The organism is Massilia phyllosphaerae, from assembly GCF_034659755.1.
GTDB classification, from domain to species: domain Bacteria; phylum Pseudomonadota; class Gammaproteobacteria; order Burkholderiales; family Burkholderiaceae_D; genus Telluria; species Telluria phyllosphaerae.
Map to the genome: position 1 here is coordinate 1 of NZ_JAXSQX010000016.1, position 18,072 is coordinate 18,072.

The window sequence follows — 18,072 nt, forward strand, 5'->3', positions numbered from 1 at the left end:
GAGCCTTGAGCTCCTTGAAGGGTCGTTCGAGACCAGGACGTTGATAGGCTGGGTGTGGAAGTGCAGTAATGCATTAAGCTAACCAGTACTAATTGCCCGTACGGCTTGTCCCTATAACCTTGGCAGTAACAAGGTTGAGATGACAGCTGTTTGTTGATACCCAGATTCAAAAACTAAATACTTCTTCCGGATTCAGAGTGGCGCCCAGCACAGCGAAGCGCACTCGTACAGTTTATGCCTGATGACCATAGCAAGTCGGTACCACCCCTTCCCATCCCGAACAGGACCGTGAAACGACTTTGCGCCGATGATAGTGCTGCAACCAGTGTGAAAGTAGGTTATCGTCAGGCTAATTAATAGCAGTAAGTAAAGTAGTAATGCAAAACCCCACTCGGCAAACCGAGTGGGGTTTTTTGCTTTTCATGCCTCGTTTGTGCCCGTCCGTACGGAACCCACACGCCAACTCAGGCACAATGTCTCGGCAAGCTTGTTAAAGACACCAGACAGGAGCACCATGAACGAGCGGACTGCGCGCAAGGTCGTGCTGATGCGTGCCATCGAAACGGCGGACACCAAACACGAAGTCTTGTCCGAAGACGACCGGCTGTATGCCAGCCGTAGCGCACGCGAACTCGCCAATTGGCAGGCGGCGGAAGGCAAGAGCGAACCCTCATTGCACCATTTCCTGCAGCAGCGCGCCGACTTGATCCTCAAGCGCCTGGCCGAGCGCACCCCGGCGTTCTCGTCCTTCCTGTATCGCCGTCCCTTGATGCCGCTCGTTACCGTCCTGTTGCCGCTGCTCGGTTTCATCGCCGGTGCCGTACTGGACCGCATCGGCGATCCGCACCGTGTCGATCTGCTATCGGCGCCGCTGCTCCTGATCATCGGCTGGAACCTGCTGGTCTATCTCGCCTTGATCGTCTGGGGCCTGATTCCCTCGAAACGAACCGGCTGGGCCAGCCCGCAGTTGCTGCGCCGCCTGGCGGTCGGCAAGAGCGCACTGCCGCGCAAGCTGCCGGCCCCGCTGGCGGCCGGCCTTGCGCAATACCTCACCGACTGGTCGACGCTCTCGGCAAAGCTGGCCCAGCTGCGTCTCGGCCGCGCCGTTCATCTGGCCGCGGCCGCGTTCGCATTGGGCGCCATCGCCTCCCTATATGCGCGCGGCATCGTCAACCAATACGCGGCCGGCTGGGAAAGCACTTTCCTCGACGCCCAACAGGTACACACGATGTTGTCGGTGCTGTTCGCGCCGGCACTGGCGGTGTTTCCGCTGCAGGGCTTTTCGCTGGCCGACATCCAGGCCCTGCGCTTCGTCCAGGAACCGTCGCCGGCCGGTGGCGCGCGTTGGGTGCACTTATATGCGGCCACGCTGCTGCTGGTGGTCGTTCTGCCGCGCATCGTATTGGCCGTGGTGTCGGGTATGCGCGCAGGGCGGCTTGCGCGCAATTTCCCGCTCGACCTGGGCCAGCCATATTTCCGCCTGCTGGCCGACCGCGTGGGTGCGTCGGGGCCCGCCGTGCTGCGCGTGGTGCCTTACAGCGTTACCGTCGACGAAGCACGCCACCGGGGACTGGCGAGCGTCGCCGCCATGGTCCTTGGCGAGCAGGCGCAGCTGATGCTGCGTCCTTCCAGCCCCTACGGCGAAGACGCCAAAGACAGCCTGCGCGACGCCCGTCTCGACGATGCCGGCGTAGCCATCACCGCCGTCCTGTTCAGCCTAGCCGCAACGCCGGAGCGTGAAAACCACGGCGCCTTCCTCGACTACCTGGTGCGCGGCACGCCGCGCGGCATCGCCGTACTGCTGGATGAATCCAGCCTGGTCGAACGCGGCGCCGCCCAGCCCGGGTTCGATACCCGTCTCGAAGAGCGGATCGCGCTGTGGCGCCAGTTCTGCAACTACCATAAAGCGCCTGCCACCGTGGTCAACCTGCTGCACCCCGAAAAATATCCGCTCGACCTGGGCAGCGGACTGGCCCTGTCCACCGCGCCCTAAGTTAACAATGAGCCAGCAACCCATCGACATCCAGTTCGCTCTGGTCTCCCATACCAACAACGGCAAGACGACGCTCGCGCGCACGCTGATCGGCGTCGACGTCGGCGAGGTGCGCGACGCCGCCCATGTGACAGTGCTGGCCGAGGCCCATGTGCTGCAGACCAGCGCCGCCGGCGACCGCCTGCTGTTGTGGGACACGCCCGGCTTCGGCGATTCGCTCCGCCTGCTCAAGCGCTTGGCGAGTTCCGGCAATCCGATCGGCTGGTTCATGCGCGAAGTGTTCGACCGCTATCGCGACCGCCCGTTCTGGCTCAGCCAGCAGGCGCTGCGCGCCGCCAAGGACGCCGCCGACGTCGTGCTCTACCTGGTCAACTCTTCGGAAGACCCGCGCGACGCCGGCTACCTGGCGCCGGAAATGAAGATCCTGGAATGGCTGGGCAAGCCGGTCGTGGTCTTGCTGAACCAGCTCGGCCCGCCGCGTCCGGATGCGCAGGAACAGGCCGAGCAGGCACGCTGGAAGGAGTACCTCGACCAGTTCGGCATCGTGCGCGACGTCTTGGCCTTGGATGCGTTTGCGCGCTGCTGGGTGCACGAGGACGTGTTCTACGAGCGCGTCGGCAAACTGGTCGACGAAGCCAAGCGGCCCGGCTATGCGCGCCTGCTGGCAACCTGGCAGGCGGAGAACCTGAAGCGCCTGCATGAATCGGTACGATTGAGCGCCGCGCAGGTTGCCGCCGCCGCACGCGACAGTCAGGCGATCGAAGCGGAAGGGAAGGGCAACCTGTTCAAGTCGGCACTCAAGGCGGTCGGCCTGGGCAAGGACGAGCAGAAGCGCCAGGATGCGGCGATGGCCACCCTGGTCGAACGGCTGAACCGGCGCATCGCCGACACCACCGCAGCGCTGCTGCGCCTGCACCGCGTCGATCCCGGCGAAGCGGGCCGCATCAATGCCCGGGTGCGCGATCATTTTGCCGTGCGCGCGCCGGTCGACAAGACCCAGGCCGGGCTGCTGGGGGCGGTGGTGTCGGGTGCGGCCACCGGCCTGTCGGCCGACCTGATGGCGGGTGGCCTGACCCTGGGCGGCGGGGCGCTGCTGGGGGCGATCGTCGGCGGGCTGACCATGGCCGGCGCCGCCTGGGGTTTCAATACCACGACCGAGCGCGATCGTCCGAGCGTGCAGTTCGCCGATCCCTTCCTGCGCACGCTGCTGGTCGGCGCCGTGCTGCGTTACCTGGCGGTGGCCCACTTCGGCCGTGGCCGCGGCCAGTTCGTCGAGGGGGAAGCGCCGGCGTTCTGGCAGACTGAAGTCGAAGCGGCCCTGGCGCGGCGCGAGGCCGACCTGGCGCGCCTGTGGAAGACGGCGCGCACGGCGCCCGACGAGGACGGCGCGGCGCAGCCGCTGCGCACGCTGCTCGAGGGTGTGGTCGCCGATACGCTCGAGCGCCTGTACCCCGGCTCGGCGGCGCAGGCACTGGCGCGCCAGCCCGTGTGACACCTGTACCAGATTGACACATGCCGGCACGCGGCCGGCGTGTGTTACACGCATGAAAGGCATGGCACGCGGATTGCTCATGACGAGGGAGATCGATAAACCCTCAGGAGACCTCATGAAGCATCCCATCCGCATCGCCGGCGGCACGCTGGCCCTGGCCGCCGCCATCCTCACCTCGCTGTTCGCCCATGCCCACGGCAACGTCGTGCCGCAGGCAGTCGACACCACCGGCTTGCCGGTGCTGGGCGACAAATGGCGCGACGAAAACCCCTACCGCACCAACAAGCTGGCCCTCAAGATCGGCACCTCCGCCTATACCCAGAACTGCGCCCGCTGCCACGGCCTGGACGCGGTATCCGGGGGCATCGCCCCCGACCTGCGCCTGCTCGACCGCGACTGCAACGGCATCAAGAACGAGACCAAGAAGCAGGCCTGCTACAAGGAGATGGACAATTACTACCTGACCAGTATCCGGCATGGCAAGGTGCGCAACGGCGCGGTCTACATGCCGCCGTTCGAGGGCGTATTCAACCAGGAAGCGATGTGGGCCATCAAGACCTACCTCGAATCGCGCCGCAGCGTCGAATGAAGCGGAGCGCCATGAGGAACCGTTTGCGTACCACCGTGTCCGCCTTGCTGCTGTGCGCGGCCGCGGTCCATCCCGGACTGCTGCGGGCCGCCGATGCGCCGGCCGCCAGGGCCGATACCTTGAAGGTCGCGGTGTATAACGAGCTGGCGCCGTTTTCGGACAAGGGGCAGGGCATCGATGCCGACCTGGCCGCGGCGCTGGCCAAGAAACTCGGCCTGACACTCAGCCTGCTGCCGTTCAACGCCGGCGACGACCTGAACGACGACCTGCGCAACATGGTCTGGAAAGGGCATTACCTCGGTTACGGCCCGGCCGACGTCATGCTGCATGTGCCGGTCGACCGCATGCTGATGAACGCTAACCCGCAGGTGACGATTTTCGCACCCTACCACGTCGAAAGCGTGCGCCTGGTGCGCAGCGCGCACAGCATCCCGTCGTTCGACGGCGTCGATGCGCTGGCCGGCAAGCGCATCGGCGTCGAGAAAGTGTCGATTTCCGGGATGGTGATGCTGGGCGAAGGCAATGGACGCTTCCGCGACCAGGTGCACATCTACCCGACCGCGACCGAGGCGCTGCAGCAGCTCAAGGGCGGCCAGCTCGATGCGGTGCTGGCGACGCGCTCGGAGATCGAATCCGTACTGCGCGGCGATCCCGCCTTTCCCGTGCAGGACGTGCCTTTCGAGCGGCTGCCGCGCGCCGGCTGGGCAATCGGCATGGCGGTCAAGAAGGACAATGTCGAGCTGGCGCGCCGGCTGCAGGCCGCGCTCAACGAGATGGCGGCCGACGGCGAACTGAAGGCCGTGTTCGCGAAGTACGGCGTGCAGGTGGTCAAACCGTAGGCACCGCCCCGTCAGGGACAGTGCCTACGGTTTCCGTACTATTCCTTACTACTGTCGGGCTACATCAGAACTGGTACTGGGCGCTGGCGCCCAGCATCCAGTTGCGGCCGGGCGCCGGTTCGTAATAGCGGCGGTTGCTGTCGCCGACGATGACCGAGCCGATGTAGGTACGGTCGAACAGGTTGTTCACGCGCGCATACTCGCGCAGGCGCCAGCCGCGCATCGGGCCGTCGAGCTGCTGGCTGGCCTGCACGCGGGCGTTGAAGATGGCATAGCCGGGTGCCGGGATCGCGGAGTTGGCGTCGTCTGCGTAGACCTTGCCGTTGGCGACGGTCTCGAGCGCGGCGCCGAAGCGCTCGCCCGGATCCTTCCAGGCCAGCTCGCCGTACACGCTGGTGCGCGGCACGCCCGGCAGGCGGTTGCCTTCCGCCACGCCGGTGAAGGCCTGGTCGTAGATCGCGCGCAGCACCGAAGCCGCCACGCGCGCCGAGAAGCCGGCGCGCAGGTTGGCGTCGAGCGAGAGTTCCAGGCCCTGGCGCAGGGTGGCGCTGGCGTTGCGGTAGCTGGTGCGGCCGCCCGAGGAGGCGTCGACCACCAGTTCGTCGTGGGTGCGCGCCTGGAACAGTGCCGCGTTGACGCGCACGTCCTTGGCGAGGGCGGCCTTGACCCCGACCTCGACCTGGGTGCTGGTGGCGGCGCCCAGGCCGTAATTGAAGCCGCCGGCGGTGCCGGAATAAAACACTTCGTTCAGGGTCGGGGTCTCGAAGCCGTGCGCCGCGCTGGCGTACACGTTCAGGTCGGGCGTCAGCTTGTACAGCACGCCCAGCAGCGGCGTGGTATGGCTGTAGTCGACGCTGCCGCTGTCGTTGCCGTTGGCCAGGTAGTGGTCGTCGATGTCGAAGCTCACCCGGCTGTGGCGCAGGCCGCCGGTGAACACCCAGCGGCCCAGCTCCCATTCGAGCTGCAGGTAAGGATCGACGTTGTTAACCTCGTCCTGTTCGTCGCGCCGCAGCCGGCCCTGCACGCCGAACTGGTTGCCGACGTAGTTTTCGTAACCCTTGCGGGCGTCGGTCGACTTGCCGGCCTCGAGGCCGACGGTGGTGCGCAGCGTGCCCTCACCGAGCGGGCGCGTCATCATCCAGTTGACGTCGAATCCATAGAAATCGCGGTCGAAATCGACCACGCCGCCCGAGTGGGTGTCCGGTGCCTGGAAGGCCCGGGTGAAGGCCTGGTACTGGATCACGCGGCGGTTGCCGCCGTACACGGTCATGCGCAGGCGGTCGCTGCCGAAGCGCTGGTCCCAGTTCAGGCCGATCTGCTGGTGGTCGATGCTCTTGCGGGTGTTGTAGCGGTCGGCCAGGGTGCGTTGCGGCGTCTGCGTATCGGTGGTGTCGATTTCGCCGGCGCGCGGGTCGCGCTGGTAGGTGCCCCAGGTGACGCCCAGCGGATCCTGGGTGTCGTCCTGGCGCAGGCCGCTGGCCACGATGGTCAGCTTGCTGGTGCTCGACGCATCGAAGGTCAGCTTGGCGTAGGCCTGGTCGCGGGTGGCGGCGCTGTGGGCGCGGTAGCCGTCGGTCTCGAAGCGCGAGGCGTCGAGCAGCCAGCCGAAGCGGCCTTCCTTGCCGCCGGCGTTGACGTCCAGCTTGTGCTGGCCGTAGCTGCCGGCGGCGACGTTGGTCTCGACGTAGGGCGCGCCTTTCGGATCGCGCGTGAACAGCTGGACCACGCCGCCGGAATGGTTGCCGTACAGGGTGGAATAGGGCCCGCGCAGCACCTCGATGCGTTCCGCCAGGTCCAGGTCGAAGGTTGCGGCCTGGCCTTGGCCGTCCGGCATGGTGGCCGGAATGCCGTCGGCGATCAGGCGCACGCCGCGCACGCCGAACTGCGAGCGGGCGCCGAAGCCGCGCGAGGAAATCTGCAGGTCCTGCGCATAGTTCTGGCGGTTCTGCACCACCAGGCCCGGCACGCCGGCCAGTGCTTCCGAGGCATTGACGCGCGGTTGGGCGGCGCCGATCTGCGAGGCATCGACCACGTCGATCGAGGCCGGCAAATCGAAGCTCAGGTGTTCGCTGCGGCTGCCGCTGACCACGACCACGCTCATCGGCGTGCGCGGCACCTCATCGGCAGCGGCAGCGGCAGCGGGCGCGTCGGCGGCGGCGCGGGCGGCCAGCGGCGCCATGGCCAGGGGCGCGGCGAACAGGGCCGCGACAGCGTTCAAACGTAAATGCTTCATTTCTTCTCCGTAAATAACAGTCGGCCCGCGCCTTGCGGCACTGGCTAACCCGGCAAGCAATATACCTGCCAGGACGAAAGTCTGCTGGCGCCTCGATGGCACGCGCTTTGCAATCCTGAACAAATACGCACCCCTGCGCTCTACTTGAAAGGACATTCATGTTCGGATTCCGTTCCCTGCGCGCGGCCTTCGCCGCCGCCGGCCTGCTCGCTTGCACCGCTGTCCAGGCCGCGCCTTTCGCTTACGTGCCCAACGAAAAGTCGGGCAGCGTCAGCGTGATCGACAGCGCCAGCGGCGCCGCCGTCCGCACGATTGCCGCCGGCAAGCGTCCACGCGGCATCGCCGCCGACCCGCAAGGCGCCGTGCTGTACGTGACCGACGCCGCCGCCAATGCACTGCTGGTACTGGACACCGCCAGCGGCGCCACCTTGGCCAGCATCGCGCTCGGCCGTTCGCCGGAAGGCGTCAGCGTGTCGGGCGACGGCCGCCTGGCCGCGGTGGCGGTCGAGGACAGCAACAGCGTCGCCCTGATAGATACCGCCAGCAGCAAGCTGGTGGCCGACATCAAGGTGCAAGGCCAGAACCCGGAGCATGCGGTGTTCAGCCCGGACGGACGCTGGCTGCTGGTCTCGGCCGAGAACGCCGAGCAGGTCGACCTGATCGACGTCGCCCTGCGCCGCCAGGTCGGATCGATCGCGGTCGGCCTGCGCCCGCGCGGCATCGGCTTCACTCCGGACGGCACGCGTGCCTACGTCGCCTGCGAACTGGCCGGTGCCGTCTACGTGCTCGACCTGGCGGCGCGCCGTTCGATTGCCACTATCCCCGCCGGCAAGAACCCGGCCGGCATCGCGGTCGGCCCCGGCGGCCGCCAGGTCTGGGTGTCGAACGGGGCGGACGGCAGCGTGATGCTGATCGATCCGGAACGTAACGCAGTAACTGCCACCCTTGCGGTCGGCAAGCGCCCCTGGAACATGGCGCTGACGCCGGACGGCGCGCGCCTGTACGTGGCCAACGGCCGTTCGGACAGCGTGACGGTGATCGACACCGCCGGCGTGGCGAAGGTCGCCGAGATCGCGGTCGGGCAACTGCCCTGGGGCGTGGTCATCCGTTGACGATGCACTGTTCAAATTTGGGACAGGTGTACCAGAAACTGCCGCCCGCCGCGGGCAGTACCGGGGCTGCCATGCCGTAGAACGCCGTGCGCCGGGGGCGAACGGGGGCTGGCACGAGGTTTGCGAAACAGTGAAGGTGCCGGCAACGGCCAACCGACCACCCGAACAGGGAAACCAGAGAAAGAAGAGGATGACATGAATCTTGCGGACATCAGCAAACTGGGCGTAGCCAATCCGTTTCGTCAACGCTACGACAACTACATCGGCGGCCAGGCCGCCGCGCCGGTCAAGGGCGAGTATTTCCCCAACCTGACGCCAATCACCGGCCAGCCGTTCTGCGAAGTCGCGCGTTCGACCGCCGAAGACGTCGAGCTGGCACTCGATGCCGCCCACGCCGCCAAGGAAGCCTGGGGCAAGACCTCGCCGGCCGACCGTGCCAACATCCTCAACAAGATCGCCGACCGCATGGAGCAGAACCTGCAGCTGCTGGCGACCGCCGAAACCATCGACAACGGCAAGCCGATCCGCGAGACCATGGCCGCCGACATTCCGCTCGCGATCGACCACTTCCGCTACTTCGCCGGCTGCGTGCGCAGCCAGGAAGGTGCGATCTCGACCATCGACAACGAGACCTACGCCTACCACTTCCACGAGCCGCTGGGCGTGGTCGGCCAGATCATCCCGTGGAACTTCCCGATCCTGATGGCGGTGTGGAAGCTGGCGCCGGCCCTGGCTGCCGGCAACTGCGTGGTGCTCAAGCCGGCCGAGCAGACCCCGGCGTCGATCATGGTGCTGATCGAACTGATCGGCGACCTGCTGCCGCCCGGCGTGGTCAACATCGTCAACGGCTTCGGCCTGGAAGCGGGCAAGCCGCTGGCCTCGAGCAAGCGCATCGCCAAGATCGCCTTCACCGGCGAGACCGGCACCGGGCGCCTGATCATGCAGTACGCGGCGCAGAACCTGATCCCGGTCACGCTGGAGCTGGGCGGCAAGTCGCCCAACATCTTCTTCGAAGACGTGATGGATGCCGACGACGACTTCTTCGACAAGTGCCTGGAAGGCTTTGCCATGTTCGCGCTGAACCAGGGCGAGGTCTGCACCTGCCCGTCGCGCGTGCTGGTGCAGGAATCGATCTACGAGAAATTCATCGAGCGCGCGCTCGAGCGCGTGGGGAAAATCAAGGCCGGCAATCCGCTCGACAGCGCCACCATGATCGGCGCCCAGGCCTCGCAGGAGCAGCTGGAAAAAATCCTGTCCTACCTCGACATCGGCCGCCAGGAAGGCGCCGAGGTGCTGGCCGGCGGCGAGCGCGCCACGCACGAGGGCGACCTGTCCGGCGGCTATTACGTGCGCCCGACCGTGTTCAAGGGCGACAACAAGATGCGCATCTTCCAGGAAGAGATCTTCGGCCCGGTGGTGTCGGTGACCACCTTCAAGGACGAAGCCGATGCGCTGCGCATCGCCAACGACACCTTGTACGGCCTCGGCGCCGGCCTGTGGACGCGCGACGGCAGCCGCGCCTTCCGTGTCGGCCGCGCGATCCAGGCCGGCCGCGTCTGGACCAACTGCTACCACCTGTACCCGGCGCACGCGGCCTTCGGTGGCTATAAACAGTCCGGCATCGGGCGCGAGAACCACAAGATGATGCTCGAGCATTACCAGCAGACCAAGAACCTGCTGGTGAGCTACAGCCCGAAAGCGCTCGGCTTCTTCTGATCGACTGCAACGGCGCCGCCCGAAGGAATGCCCATGACGACCCCGATCGACCGCGTGACCGCGACCCCCGCCGCACTGGATTTCATCGGCGAGCTGCGCCGGCGCCACGGCCCGCTGATGTTCTTCCAGTCCGGCGGCTGCTGCGACGGCAGCGCACCGATGTGCTATGCCGCCGGCGAGTTCAACCTGAGCGATACCGACGTCTACCTGGGCAACCTGGACGGGGCGCCGTTCTACATCGGGCTGGAGCAGTTCGGCTACTGGGAGCATACCCAGCTGATCATCGATGTTGTCGCCGGCAACGGCGGCATGTTCTCGCTCGATAACGGCACCGGGCGCCGCTTCCTGACGCGCTCGCGCCTGTTCAGCGACGAGGAAAACACCGTGCTGCAAGCCCAGGCGCCCGGCCGCCACGCCGGCTGAACGGCAACCTACAACAACAAGGAGATATTCGTGAAACTACCCAAGATGGCCTTGCTTACGTGCCTGGCAGGCGCGGCTGGCCTGACTATGCTCGCGCAGGCCGCCGACATCACCAACGCCATGCTCGACAACGCGGCCAAGGACACTAAAAACGTGCTGTCGTTCGGCATGGGCTCGCAAGGCCAGCGCTACTCGCCGCTCACCCAGGTGAATACGAAGAATGTCGCCCGCCTGGTGCCGGCGTGGTCGTTCTCGTTCGGCGGCGAGAAGCAGCGCGGCCAGGAATCCCAGCCCGTCATCGCCAACGGCAAGATGTTCGTGACCGCCTCGTATTCGCGCATCTTCGCCATCGACCTCAAGACCGGCAACAAGCTGTGGAAGTACGAGCACCGCCTGCCGGACGGGATCATGCCCTGCTGCGACGTGGTCAACCGCGGCGCCGCGCTGTACGGCAACCTGGTCATCTTCGGTACCCTCGACGCCCAGCTGGTGGCGCTCGACCAGAACACCGGCAAGGTGGTCTGGAAGGAAAAGGTCGACGACTACGCGGCCGGCTACTCGATGACGGCGGCGCCGCTGATCGCCAAGGGCGTGCTGATGAACGGCGTGTCCGGCGGCGAGTTCGGCGTGGTCGGACGGGTCGAAGGGCGCAATCCGATGACCGGCGAGCTGCTGTGGTCGCGCCCGACCGTCGAAGGCCACATGGGCCACCGCTACGACAAGGACGGCAAGGCGATCGAGGCGGGCGTCACCGGCACCGTCAACAAGAGCTGGCCGGGCGAGCTGTGGAAGACCGGCGGCGCCTCGACCTGGATGGGCGGCACCTATGATCCGGGCACCGGCCTGGCCTACTTCGGCACCGGCAACCCGACGCCGTGGAACAGCCACCTGCGGCCGGGCGACAACCTGTATTCCTCGTCGACACTGGCGCTGGATCCGGAAACCGGCCAGATCAAGTGGGCCTACCAGGGCACGCCCAACGATTCCTGGGACTTCGACGGCGCCAACGAGTTCGTCACCTTCGACATGGACGGCAAGCGCTACGGCGGCAAGGCCGACCGCAACGGCTTCTTCTACGTGATCGACGCCAGGAACGGCAAACTGCAGAACGCCTTCCCCTTCGTGCGCAAGATCACCTGGGCCAGCAGCATCGACCTGAAGACCGGGCGCCCCAACTTCATCGCCGCCAACCGCCCGAGCGACCCGACCAAGGGCCAGGACGGCAAGAAGGGCTCGACCGTGTTCGCGGCCCCGGCCTTCCTCGGTGCGAAAAACCAGATGCCGATGGCCTACAGCCCGCAGACCGGCCTGTTCTACGTGCCGGCCAACGAATGGGGCATGGACATCTGGAACGAACCGATCAGCTACAAGAAAGGCGGCGCCTTCCTCGGCGCCGGCTTCACCATCAAGCCGCTGAACGAGGACTACATCGGCGCCCTGCGCGCGGTCGACCCCAAGACCGGCAAGATCGTCTGGGAAGCGAAGAACAGCGCGCCGCTGTGGGGCGGGGTCATGACCACCGCCGGCGGCCTGGTCTTCTACGGCACGCCGGAAGGCTACCTGAAGGCGGTCGACGCCAAGAGCGGCAAGGAGCTGTGGAAGTTCCAGACCGGTTCCGGCGTGGTGGCGCCGCCCGTCACCTGGCAGGACGGCGACACCCAGTACGTGGCCGTGGTGTCCGGCTGGGGCGGCGCGGTGCCGCTGTGGGGCGGCGAAGTCGCCAAGAAGGTCAACTTCCTCGAGCAGGGCGGCTCGGTGTGGGTGTTCAAGCTGGCTACCAGGATCTGAATGCGACGGTGCCGGGTCTCCTGTGAGTTTGCGGCGGCTGCGGCCGCCGCTTTTTTCAATCGGATGGGAGCTGCGCGCGTGAACCTGTTGCGGTGGCTTGTCTGCCCTGTCGTATGCCTTGCCCTGCTGTGCGGCTTGCCGGCGCAGGCCGGCGTGCTGGACAAGGCCGCGCTGGCGCAGCGTTTTCCGCCGCCGCTGACGGTGGGCGACAAGGTGGCCGAGGTGCCGGCCTGGCCCCTGTTCAAGCAGAACGGCACGATGACGGAGCTGGTCGGCTACGCCTTCGAATCGATCGACCTGGCGCCGGTGCCGGGCTTCGCCGGGGTGCCGGTCAACCTGCTGGTGGTGATCGATCCGAAAGGGACCTTCCTCGACGTGGCCGTGCTGTCGCAGCACGAGCCGGTGTTCCTGGAAGGGCTGGGCGAGGCGCCGCTGCGCCAGTTCGTCAGCCAGTACCGCGGCCTGTCGCTGGGGCAGAACATTGACCTCGGCGGTGCACGCAGTCCCGGCGGCGCCGGCACCGATGCCGGGCGGGCGCACCTGGACGGGGTGTCGAAGGCGACCGCCTCGGTCCGTATCATCAACCAGAGCATCCTGTCGGCGGCGCTGAAGGTGGCACGCGCCCGGCTCGGCTTCGCGGGCGACCGCGATCCGGGCCGGCTGGCGCGTATCCGCAGCGACCTGTTCCAATCGATGCCGCTGCAGCAGCTGCTGGACGCCGGCCTGGTCCACCATGTGCGCGTACTCAACCGCGATGTCGAGCGCCTGTTCGCCGGCAGCGAGGGCGCCGGCCTCGATCCGCAGGCGCTGGCGCGGCCCGACGCCGTATTCGCCGACCTGTACCTGACCTGGGCGTCGGTGCCGGCGATCGGACGCAACCTGCTGGCGCCGCGCAGCTGGAACCGGCTGCAGGGCCGCCTGGAGCCAGGCGACCACGCGCTGCTGGTGATGAGCGCGGGTCCGTATGCGATCGGCGGCGACGACTTCGTGCGCGGCAGCATTCCCCGACGCATCGTGCTGCGCCAGGACAAGCTGCCGTTCGAAATGCGCGATCTGGACATCGAACCCAGGCTGGCGGACGGCGTCCGGCTGCCGGTGACGGAGCTGCTGGCATTGCGCGTGATCGGCCAGGCCGGCCTCGATCCGGCGCGGGCGCTCGACTTTGCACTGCCGGTGGTGCGCAGCAAGGGCATCGTCTACCCGGAGCGCATCGTGCGCGAGATCCGCTTCAGCTACCGCCTGCCGCCGGACTACTGGACCGCGCCGCAGGCGGCCGCACCGTCCTGGCAGGCCAGCTGGCAGGCGCACCGGCTGCAACTGGCACTGCTGGGCGGCGCGCTGGCGCTGCTTGCGCTGGCCCTGCTGGCGCAACGGCGGCTGGTGGCGCATGCACGCCGCTTCGCCTGGCTGCGCCGCGGCTGGCTGCTGTTCACCGTCGTCGGCATCGGCTACGTATTCCGAGGCCAGCTGTCGATCGTCAACCTGACCGGCGCGCTGCAGGCGCTGCTCGCCGGGCGCGGCCTCGGCTTCCTGCTGTTCGACCCGATGACGGTGGCGCTGTGGGGCTTCGTGCTGGTGTCGCTGCTGATCTGGGGCCGTGGCACCTTCTGCGGCTGGCTGTGTCCGTTCGGCGCCTTGCAGGAATTCGCGGCGGAAGCCGGACGTCTGCTCAGGCTGCCGCAGGCGAAGCCGGGACGCCGGCTCGACGCCCATTTGAAACGCATCAAATATGGGGTGCTGGCGGTGATCCTGCTGGCCGCGCTGTTTGCGCCGGCGCAGGCCGACCGGCTGGTGGAAATCGAACCCTTCAAGACGGCGATCACGCTCAACTTCGTGCGCGCCTGGCCCTATGTGGCGTATGCCGCCGGCCTGCTGGCGCTCAGTGCCTTCGTCTATAAAGGGTTCTGCCGCTACCTGTGTCCGCTCGGCGCTGGGCTGGCCGTGCTGGGGCGGCTGCGCCTGCTGGACTGGATCCCGCGCCGCGCCGAATGCGGCACGCCGTGCCAGACCTGCCGCCACCGCTGCGGCTACGGCGCAATCGCCCCGGGCGGCAAGGTCGATTACGGCGAATGCTTCCAGTGCCTGGAATGCGTCGTCATCCACGAGAGCGATACGCAATGCGCGCCGCGCATCCTGGCACGCAAGCGCGGGCGCACGATCGTCATCGTGCCGCTCGACGCCACCACCGACAGGAGAAGATGATACATCGACGGACCTTTCTCGCCGCGGCGCTGGGCGGCATGGGCACGGGCCTGCCGCCCGCCCGGGCCGCCCATGCCGGGCAGACGCCGCTGCACGCCGGCGCGGCGCTGGCATTCGGCACCACGATCAGCGTCTCGGTGCGCCATGCCGACGGCGCGCTGGCGCAGGCGGCGATCGGCGCCGCGCTGGCCGAGGCGCGCCGCATCGATGGATTGATGAGCCTGCACCAGCCCGCCAGCCAGGTCTACCGCCTGAACCGCGACAAGCAACTGGCGCAACCGGACCCGCACCTGCTGGCCGTGCTGGGCCATGCGCGCGCGCTGTCGCGCCTGACCGGCGGCGCCTTCGACATCACGGTGCAGCCCCTGTGGCAGGCATTCCGCGACGCGGACGGTGCGCCGTCCGCGCGCGAGCGCTTGCGTGCGCGGGGCCGGGTCGGCTGGGCGAGCGTGCAGGCCGGGCCGGCGCGCATCCATTTCTCCCATCCCGCCATGGCGATCACGCTCAACGGGCTGGCCCAGGGCTATGCCGCCGACTTGGCGCTGGCGGCGCTGCGCCGCCACGGCATCCACCAGGCGCTGGTCGACACCGGCGAATACGGCGGCCTGGGGCGCAACGATGGGCGCCGCTGGCGACTGGGCGTGCGCGACCCGCGCCGCGACGACGCGCTGGCGGCCACGCTGGCGCTGGACGGGCGCTGCGTCGCCACCTCGGGCGACTACGCCTCGCCGTTCACGCCCGACCTGCTGCATCACCACATCTTCGATCCCGCCACCGGCGACTCGCCGACCGAACTGGCCAGCGTCACCGTGCTGGCGCCGACCGGGCTGGAAGCGGACGGCCTGTCGACCGCCTTCATGGTCATGGGCGCGCGCCGCGCGCACGCGCTGGCGGCCCAGCTGCCGGGCGTCGACCTGCTCACCATCGGCAAGGATGGCCGGCAGTGGATGTCGGCCGGCTTTCCGGTCGCCTGACGGGTGTTATTTGAGATGCGGCAGCTTGCGATAGATCGTATTGCGCGACACGCCGAGGGCACGGGCGGCGGCCGAGACGTTGCCGCCATGGGCGTCGAGCGACCTGAGGATTGCGCTCAACTCCATCTCTTCGAGCTTGCCGCCGCCGGCTACCGGCTGCTGCGCGGCTGCAGCAGTGGCGGGGACCGTGGTTGTCGCTTCGATATCGTCAAGGAAGTCGTCCGGCATGTGGCGCAGGCCGATCTCTTCGTCGTCGCCGGCCATGATGGTGGCAGTGCGCAGCAGATTGGTCAGCTGGCGGAAGTTGCCGGGCCATTTATGGCGCAGGAACAGGCGCAGCACCTCGTCCGAGATGCGGTGGCAGCCGCCGTGGGTCTCGGCGGCCAGGATCTTCTTGACGACGCATTCGAGATCGGTGCGCTCGCGCAGCGGCGGCAGCTTGACCACCAGGCCGTTGAGGCGATAGTACAAATCCTCGCGGAACAGCCCCGCGGCGATGCGCTGGCGCAGGTTGTGGTTGGTGGCGCAGATCAGCTCCACGTTCACGGGCACCGGTTTGCCGCTGCCCAGCGGCGTGACCATGCGTTCCTGCAGCACGCGCAGCAGGCGTGCCTGCAGCGAGAAGGGCATGTCGCCGATCTCGTCGAGGAACAGGGTGCCGCCGTTGGCCTGCAGGATCTTGCCGGTCGCGCCCTTCTTGCGGGCGCCGGTGAACGCGCCTTCTTCATAGCCGAACAGTTCGGACTCGATCAGGGTCTCGGGAATCGACGCGCAGTTGACCGCCACGAACGGTCCTTGCGCACGCGGCGAATCGTTGTGGATGGCCTGGGCCAGCAATTCCTTGCCGGTGCCGGTCTCACCCATGATCAGGATCGGGACGTCGCGTCCGAGCACCTTGTTGACCTTGTCGATCACCTGTTCGAGTTGCGGGTCGCCGGTGTTCAGGTAGCGCAGGCCGGACAGGCGGCGCGCGGCCTTGGCCTGGGGCAGGGCGGTGTGCGCCGGCGCGGCGGCCGGCACGTCGGCTGCGAACTGTGCCGGGAACTTGGCCGAGACCCGCGGCGGGGCCGAGGCGCCGGTCAGCACATGCATGCCGTTGGTCAGGCGCAGTTCGGCGCGGCCGCGCACGCGTACGCCGTCGTGCATGCACAGGTCGAGCAGGCCGGGCGCAGCGGTGCGGTAATGATCGAACAGGGCCGACACGGGCAGGCCGAACAGGGAGCTGAAAGTGTGCGCCTGCAGCGCCGGATAGCTCAAGCCCAACTGGAACAGGGCATTGCGGTTGGCGGCCAGGAAGCGTCCGCCCGGCGTGAACGAGGCGATGCCCTCCATCAGGGTGCCGATAAATTCCGGCCGCGCATGGAAATGGAGCGTGATCGCGTTTTCGAAGGTGGCCGCGAACATCTGGTTTTCGATCATCAGCGCCGACATCCGCACCAGGGCCATCGTATGCTTGTGGTAGCTGCGGCGGTCGCCGGTGACGTCGAGCACACCGACCACGTTGCCGCGGTGGTCGGTGATCGGCGCGGCGGAGCAGGTCAGGAAGTGGTTCGCGGCCAGGAAATGCTGGTCGGCGTGGACGGTGACCGGCGTCTTTTCGGCGATCGCGGTGCCGATCGCATTCGTGCCCTTGCTTTCTTCCGACCATGCCACGCCGGCGGTGAGCGCAACCCGGTTGGCTTTTTCCAGGAAATCGGCGTCGCCCAGCGAATGCACGATGACGCCGTGCGCATCGGTCAGCAACACCATGTTGTGGGTGTTGACGATCTGCTGGTACAGCGTCTCCATGGCGGGAATCGCATGGGCATACAGCATGCGGTTCTGTTCGACCAGGGTGGTGAGGTCCGGGGGGGACAGCGGGCTGAAGTCGGGACGCCGGCTCGTGTGCAGTCCGAATTCTTCGGAGCGCCGGTGCGAGGTGGCGATCATGGCATCCATGTCGGGTCGGGCGGACGATGCGCCGGGCATGACGGGGCTCAGCAGGCCGGCTGCCGGGTATTGGTAAGTCATTCCATGTCTCCTGGTTGGCCCTGGACTGCGGCTCTGTGTTGGGGAATCGACTGTTGATTAATGTAGCACCTGTACCAGGACGGAACAAACAAACTTGTGCCGAACCGGCACTTCTTTTCATAGCAAGGCCAATGCCAGCTTGAGTCGCCAAAGCAACAGCAAGACTTGCATTCCAGCTGAGCTGTTTGCTATAGTTGCCCTCCTGCTTCTGCAGCGCAATAAATACTGACCTGTATCAATCAATTGAACAAGTTATTGAGCGGGTGTTTTGATAACACCGCTGGCGCTGAAGAAAAAGATGGGGTTGACGAGTTAAGCGAAGCACTGCATAATCTCACTCCTCTGCTGCTGACGAACACAACGATTCGCAGAATGCAGCAAGGCAGTACAGAACAAAGTTCTTTAAAAATTAACAGTCGATAAGTGTGGGCGTTTGATGAAGGTGCCGGCTGACTAGTTCAGCTGATTACTTAAATTATCAAATGTTCACAAAAGTATTAACGTTGCTCAGCGATGAGCGACGGTCAGTATCTTGAGTGAGCGACACCTCGAAAGAGGTTGCCAGAAATGGCAAAAACAGAGATTAAACTGAAGAGTTTGATCCTGGCTCAGATTGAACGCTGGCGGCATGCTTTACACATGCAAGTCGAACGGCAGCGCGGGGCAACCTGGCGGCGAGTGGCGAACGGGTGAGTAATATA

General features: G+C 66.6%; 12 protein-coding genes and 3 rRNA genes. 13 read left to right on the forward strand and 2 right to left on the reverse strand.

Translation table 11 applies throughout. The annotated features are described in order from the left end of the window. The 6 genes from U1H99_RS29715 to U1H99_RS29740 all read left to right on the forward strand — a co-directional run. A 23S ribosomal RNA gene (locus U1H99_RS29715) occupies window positions 1–113 on the forward strand; the annotation flags it as partial. Between the two features lie 124 nt (window positions 114–237). Beyond that, window positions 238–350 (forward strand): 5S ribosomal RNA (rrf, locus tag U1H99_RS29720). A 164-nt stretch (window positions 351–514) separates the two neighbouring features. Further along, entirely contained in the window at window positions 515–1,993 is a 1,479-nt protein-coding gene (locus U1H99_RS29725; RefSeq protein WP_323145102.1) for a DUF2868 domain-containing protein, read from the forward strand. A gap of 7 nt (window positions 1,994–2,000) precedes the next feature. Continuing rightward, a complete protein-coding gene (locus tag U1H99_RS29730; protein WP_323145103.1) occupies window positions 2,001–3,485 on the forward strand; it encodes a GTPase domain-containing protein in 1,485 nt (494 codons plus the stop codon). A 115-nt stretch (window positions 3,486–3,600) separates the two neighbouring features. Next, window positions 3,601–4,074, forward strand: a complete 474-nt coding sequence (gene pedF, locus U1H99_RS29735; protein WP_323145104.1) for a cytochrome c-550 PedF — start codon at window positions 3,601–3,603, stop codon at window positions 4,072–4,074. Between the two features lie 11 nt (window positions 4,075–4,085). Then, complete coding sequence (locus tag U1H99_RS29740; RefSeq protein WP_323145105.1) at window positions 4,086–4,913, forward strand: substrate-binding periplasmic protein; 828 nt, start codon at window positions 4,086–4,088, stop codon at window positions 4,911–4,913. Window positions 4,914–4,977: 64 nt separating this feature from the next. Here the strand turns inward: U1H99_RS29740 and U1H99_RS29745 are convergent, their stop codons facing one another. Further along, window positions 4,978–7,146, reverse strand: a complete 2,169-nt coding sequence (locus U1H99_RS29745; protein ID WP_323145106.1) for a TonB-dependent receptor family protein — start codon at window positions 7,144–7,146, stop codon at window positions 4,978–4,980. 158 nt (window positions 7,147–7,304) lie between these two features. Between U1H99_RS29745 and U1H99_RS29750 the strand changes: the two genes are divergently transcribed. The 6 genes from U1H99_RS29750 (at window position 7,305) to U1H99_RS29775 (ending at window position 15,361) form a co-directional block, all read left to right on the forward strand. Next, window positions 7,305–8,258 (forward strand): beta-propeller fold lactonase family protein, encoded by a 954-nt coding sequence (locus tag U1H99_RS29750; RefSeq protein ID WP_323145107.1) that lies wholly within the window; start codon window positions 7,305–7,307, stop codon window positions 8,256–8,258. Between the two features lie 195 nt (window positions 8,259–8,453). Next, window positions 8,454–9,974: an aldehyde dehydrogenase gene (gene adh / locus U1H99_RS29755; RefSeq protein WP_323145108.1), complete on the forward strand. Its 1,521-nt coding sequence runs from the start codon at window positions 8,454–8,456 to the stop codon at window positions 9,972–9,974. 33 nt (window positions 9,975–10,007) lie between these two features. Next, complete coding sequence (locus U1H99_RS29760; protein WP_323145109.1) at window positions 10,008–10,397, forward strand: DUF779 domain-containing protein; 390 nt, start codon at window positions 10,008–10,010, stop codon at window positions 10,395–10,397. A gap of 87 nt (window positions 10,398–10,484) precedes the next feature. Then, on the forward strand, window positions 10,485–12,185 hold the full coding sequence (locus tag U1H99_RS29765; protein ID WP_375341664.1) for a PQQ-dependent methanol/ethanol family dehydrogenase: 1,701 nt from the start codon (window positions 10,485–10,487) through the stop codon (window positions 12,183–12,185). Between the two features lie 78 nt (window positions 12,186–12,263). Continuing rightward, a complete protein-coding gene (locus U1H99_RS29770) occupies window positions 12,264–14,387 on the forward strand; it encodes a 4Fe-4S binding protein (RefSeq protein WP_323145110.1) in 2,124 nt (707 codons plus the stop codon). Then, a complete protein-coding gene (locus U1H99_RS29775; RefSeq protein ID WP_323145111.1) occupies window positions 14,384–15,361 on the forward strand; it encodes an FAD:protein FMN transferase in 978 nt (325 codons plus the stop codon). The genes U1H99_RS29770 and U1H99_RS29775 overlap by 4 nt, the downstream gene beginning before the upstream one ends. Before the next feature lie 6 nt (window positions 15,362–15,367). Here U1H99_RS29775 and U1H99_RS29780 read toward each other — a convergent pair whose 3' ends face one another. Beyond that, the gene (locus U1H99_RS29780) at window positions 15,368–17,371 is read right to left on the reverse strand and encodes a sigma-54-dependent Fis family transcriptional regulator (protein ID WP_375341663.1); all 2,004 of its coding nucleotides are present in this window, start codon (window positions 17,369–17,371) and stop codon (window positions 15,368–15,370) included. Window positions 17,372–17,956: 585 nt separating this feature from the next. Between U1H99_RS29780 and U1H99_RS29785 the strand changes: the two genes are divergently transcribed. Next, window positions 17,957–18,072, forward strand: a 16S ribosomal RNA gene (locus tag U1H99_RS29785); the annotation flags it as partial.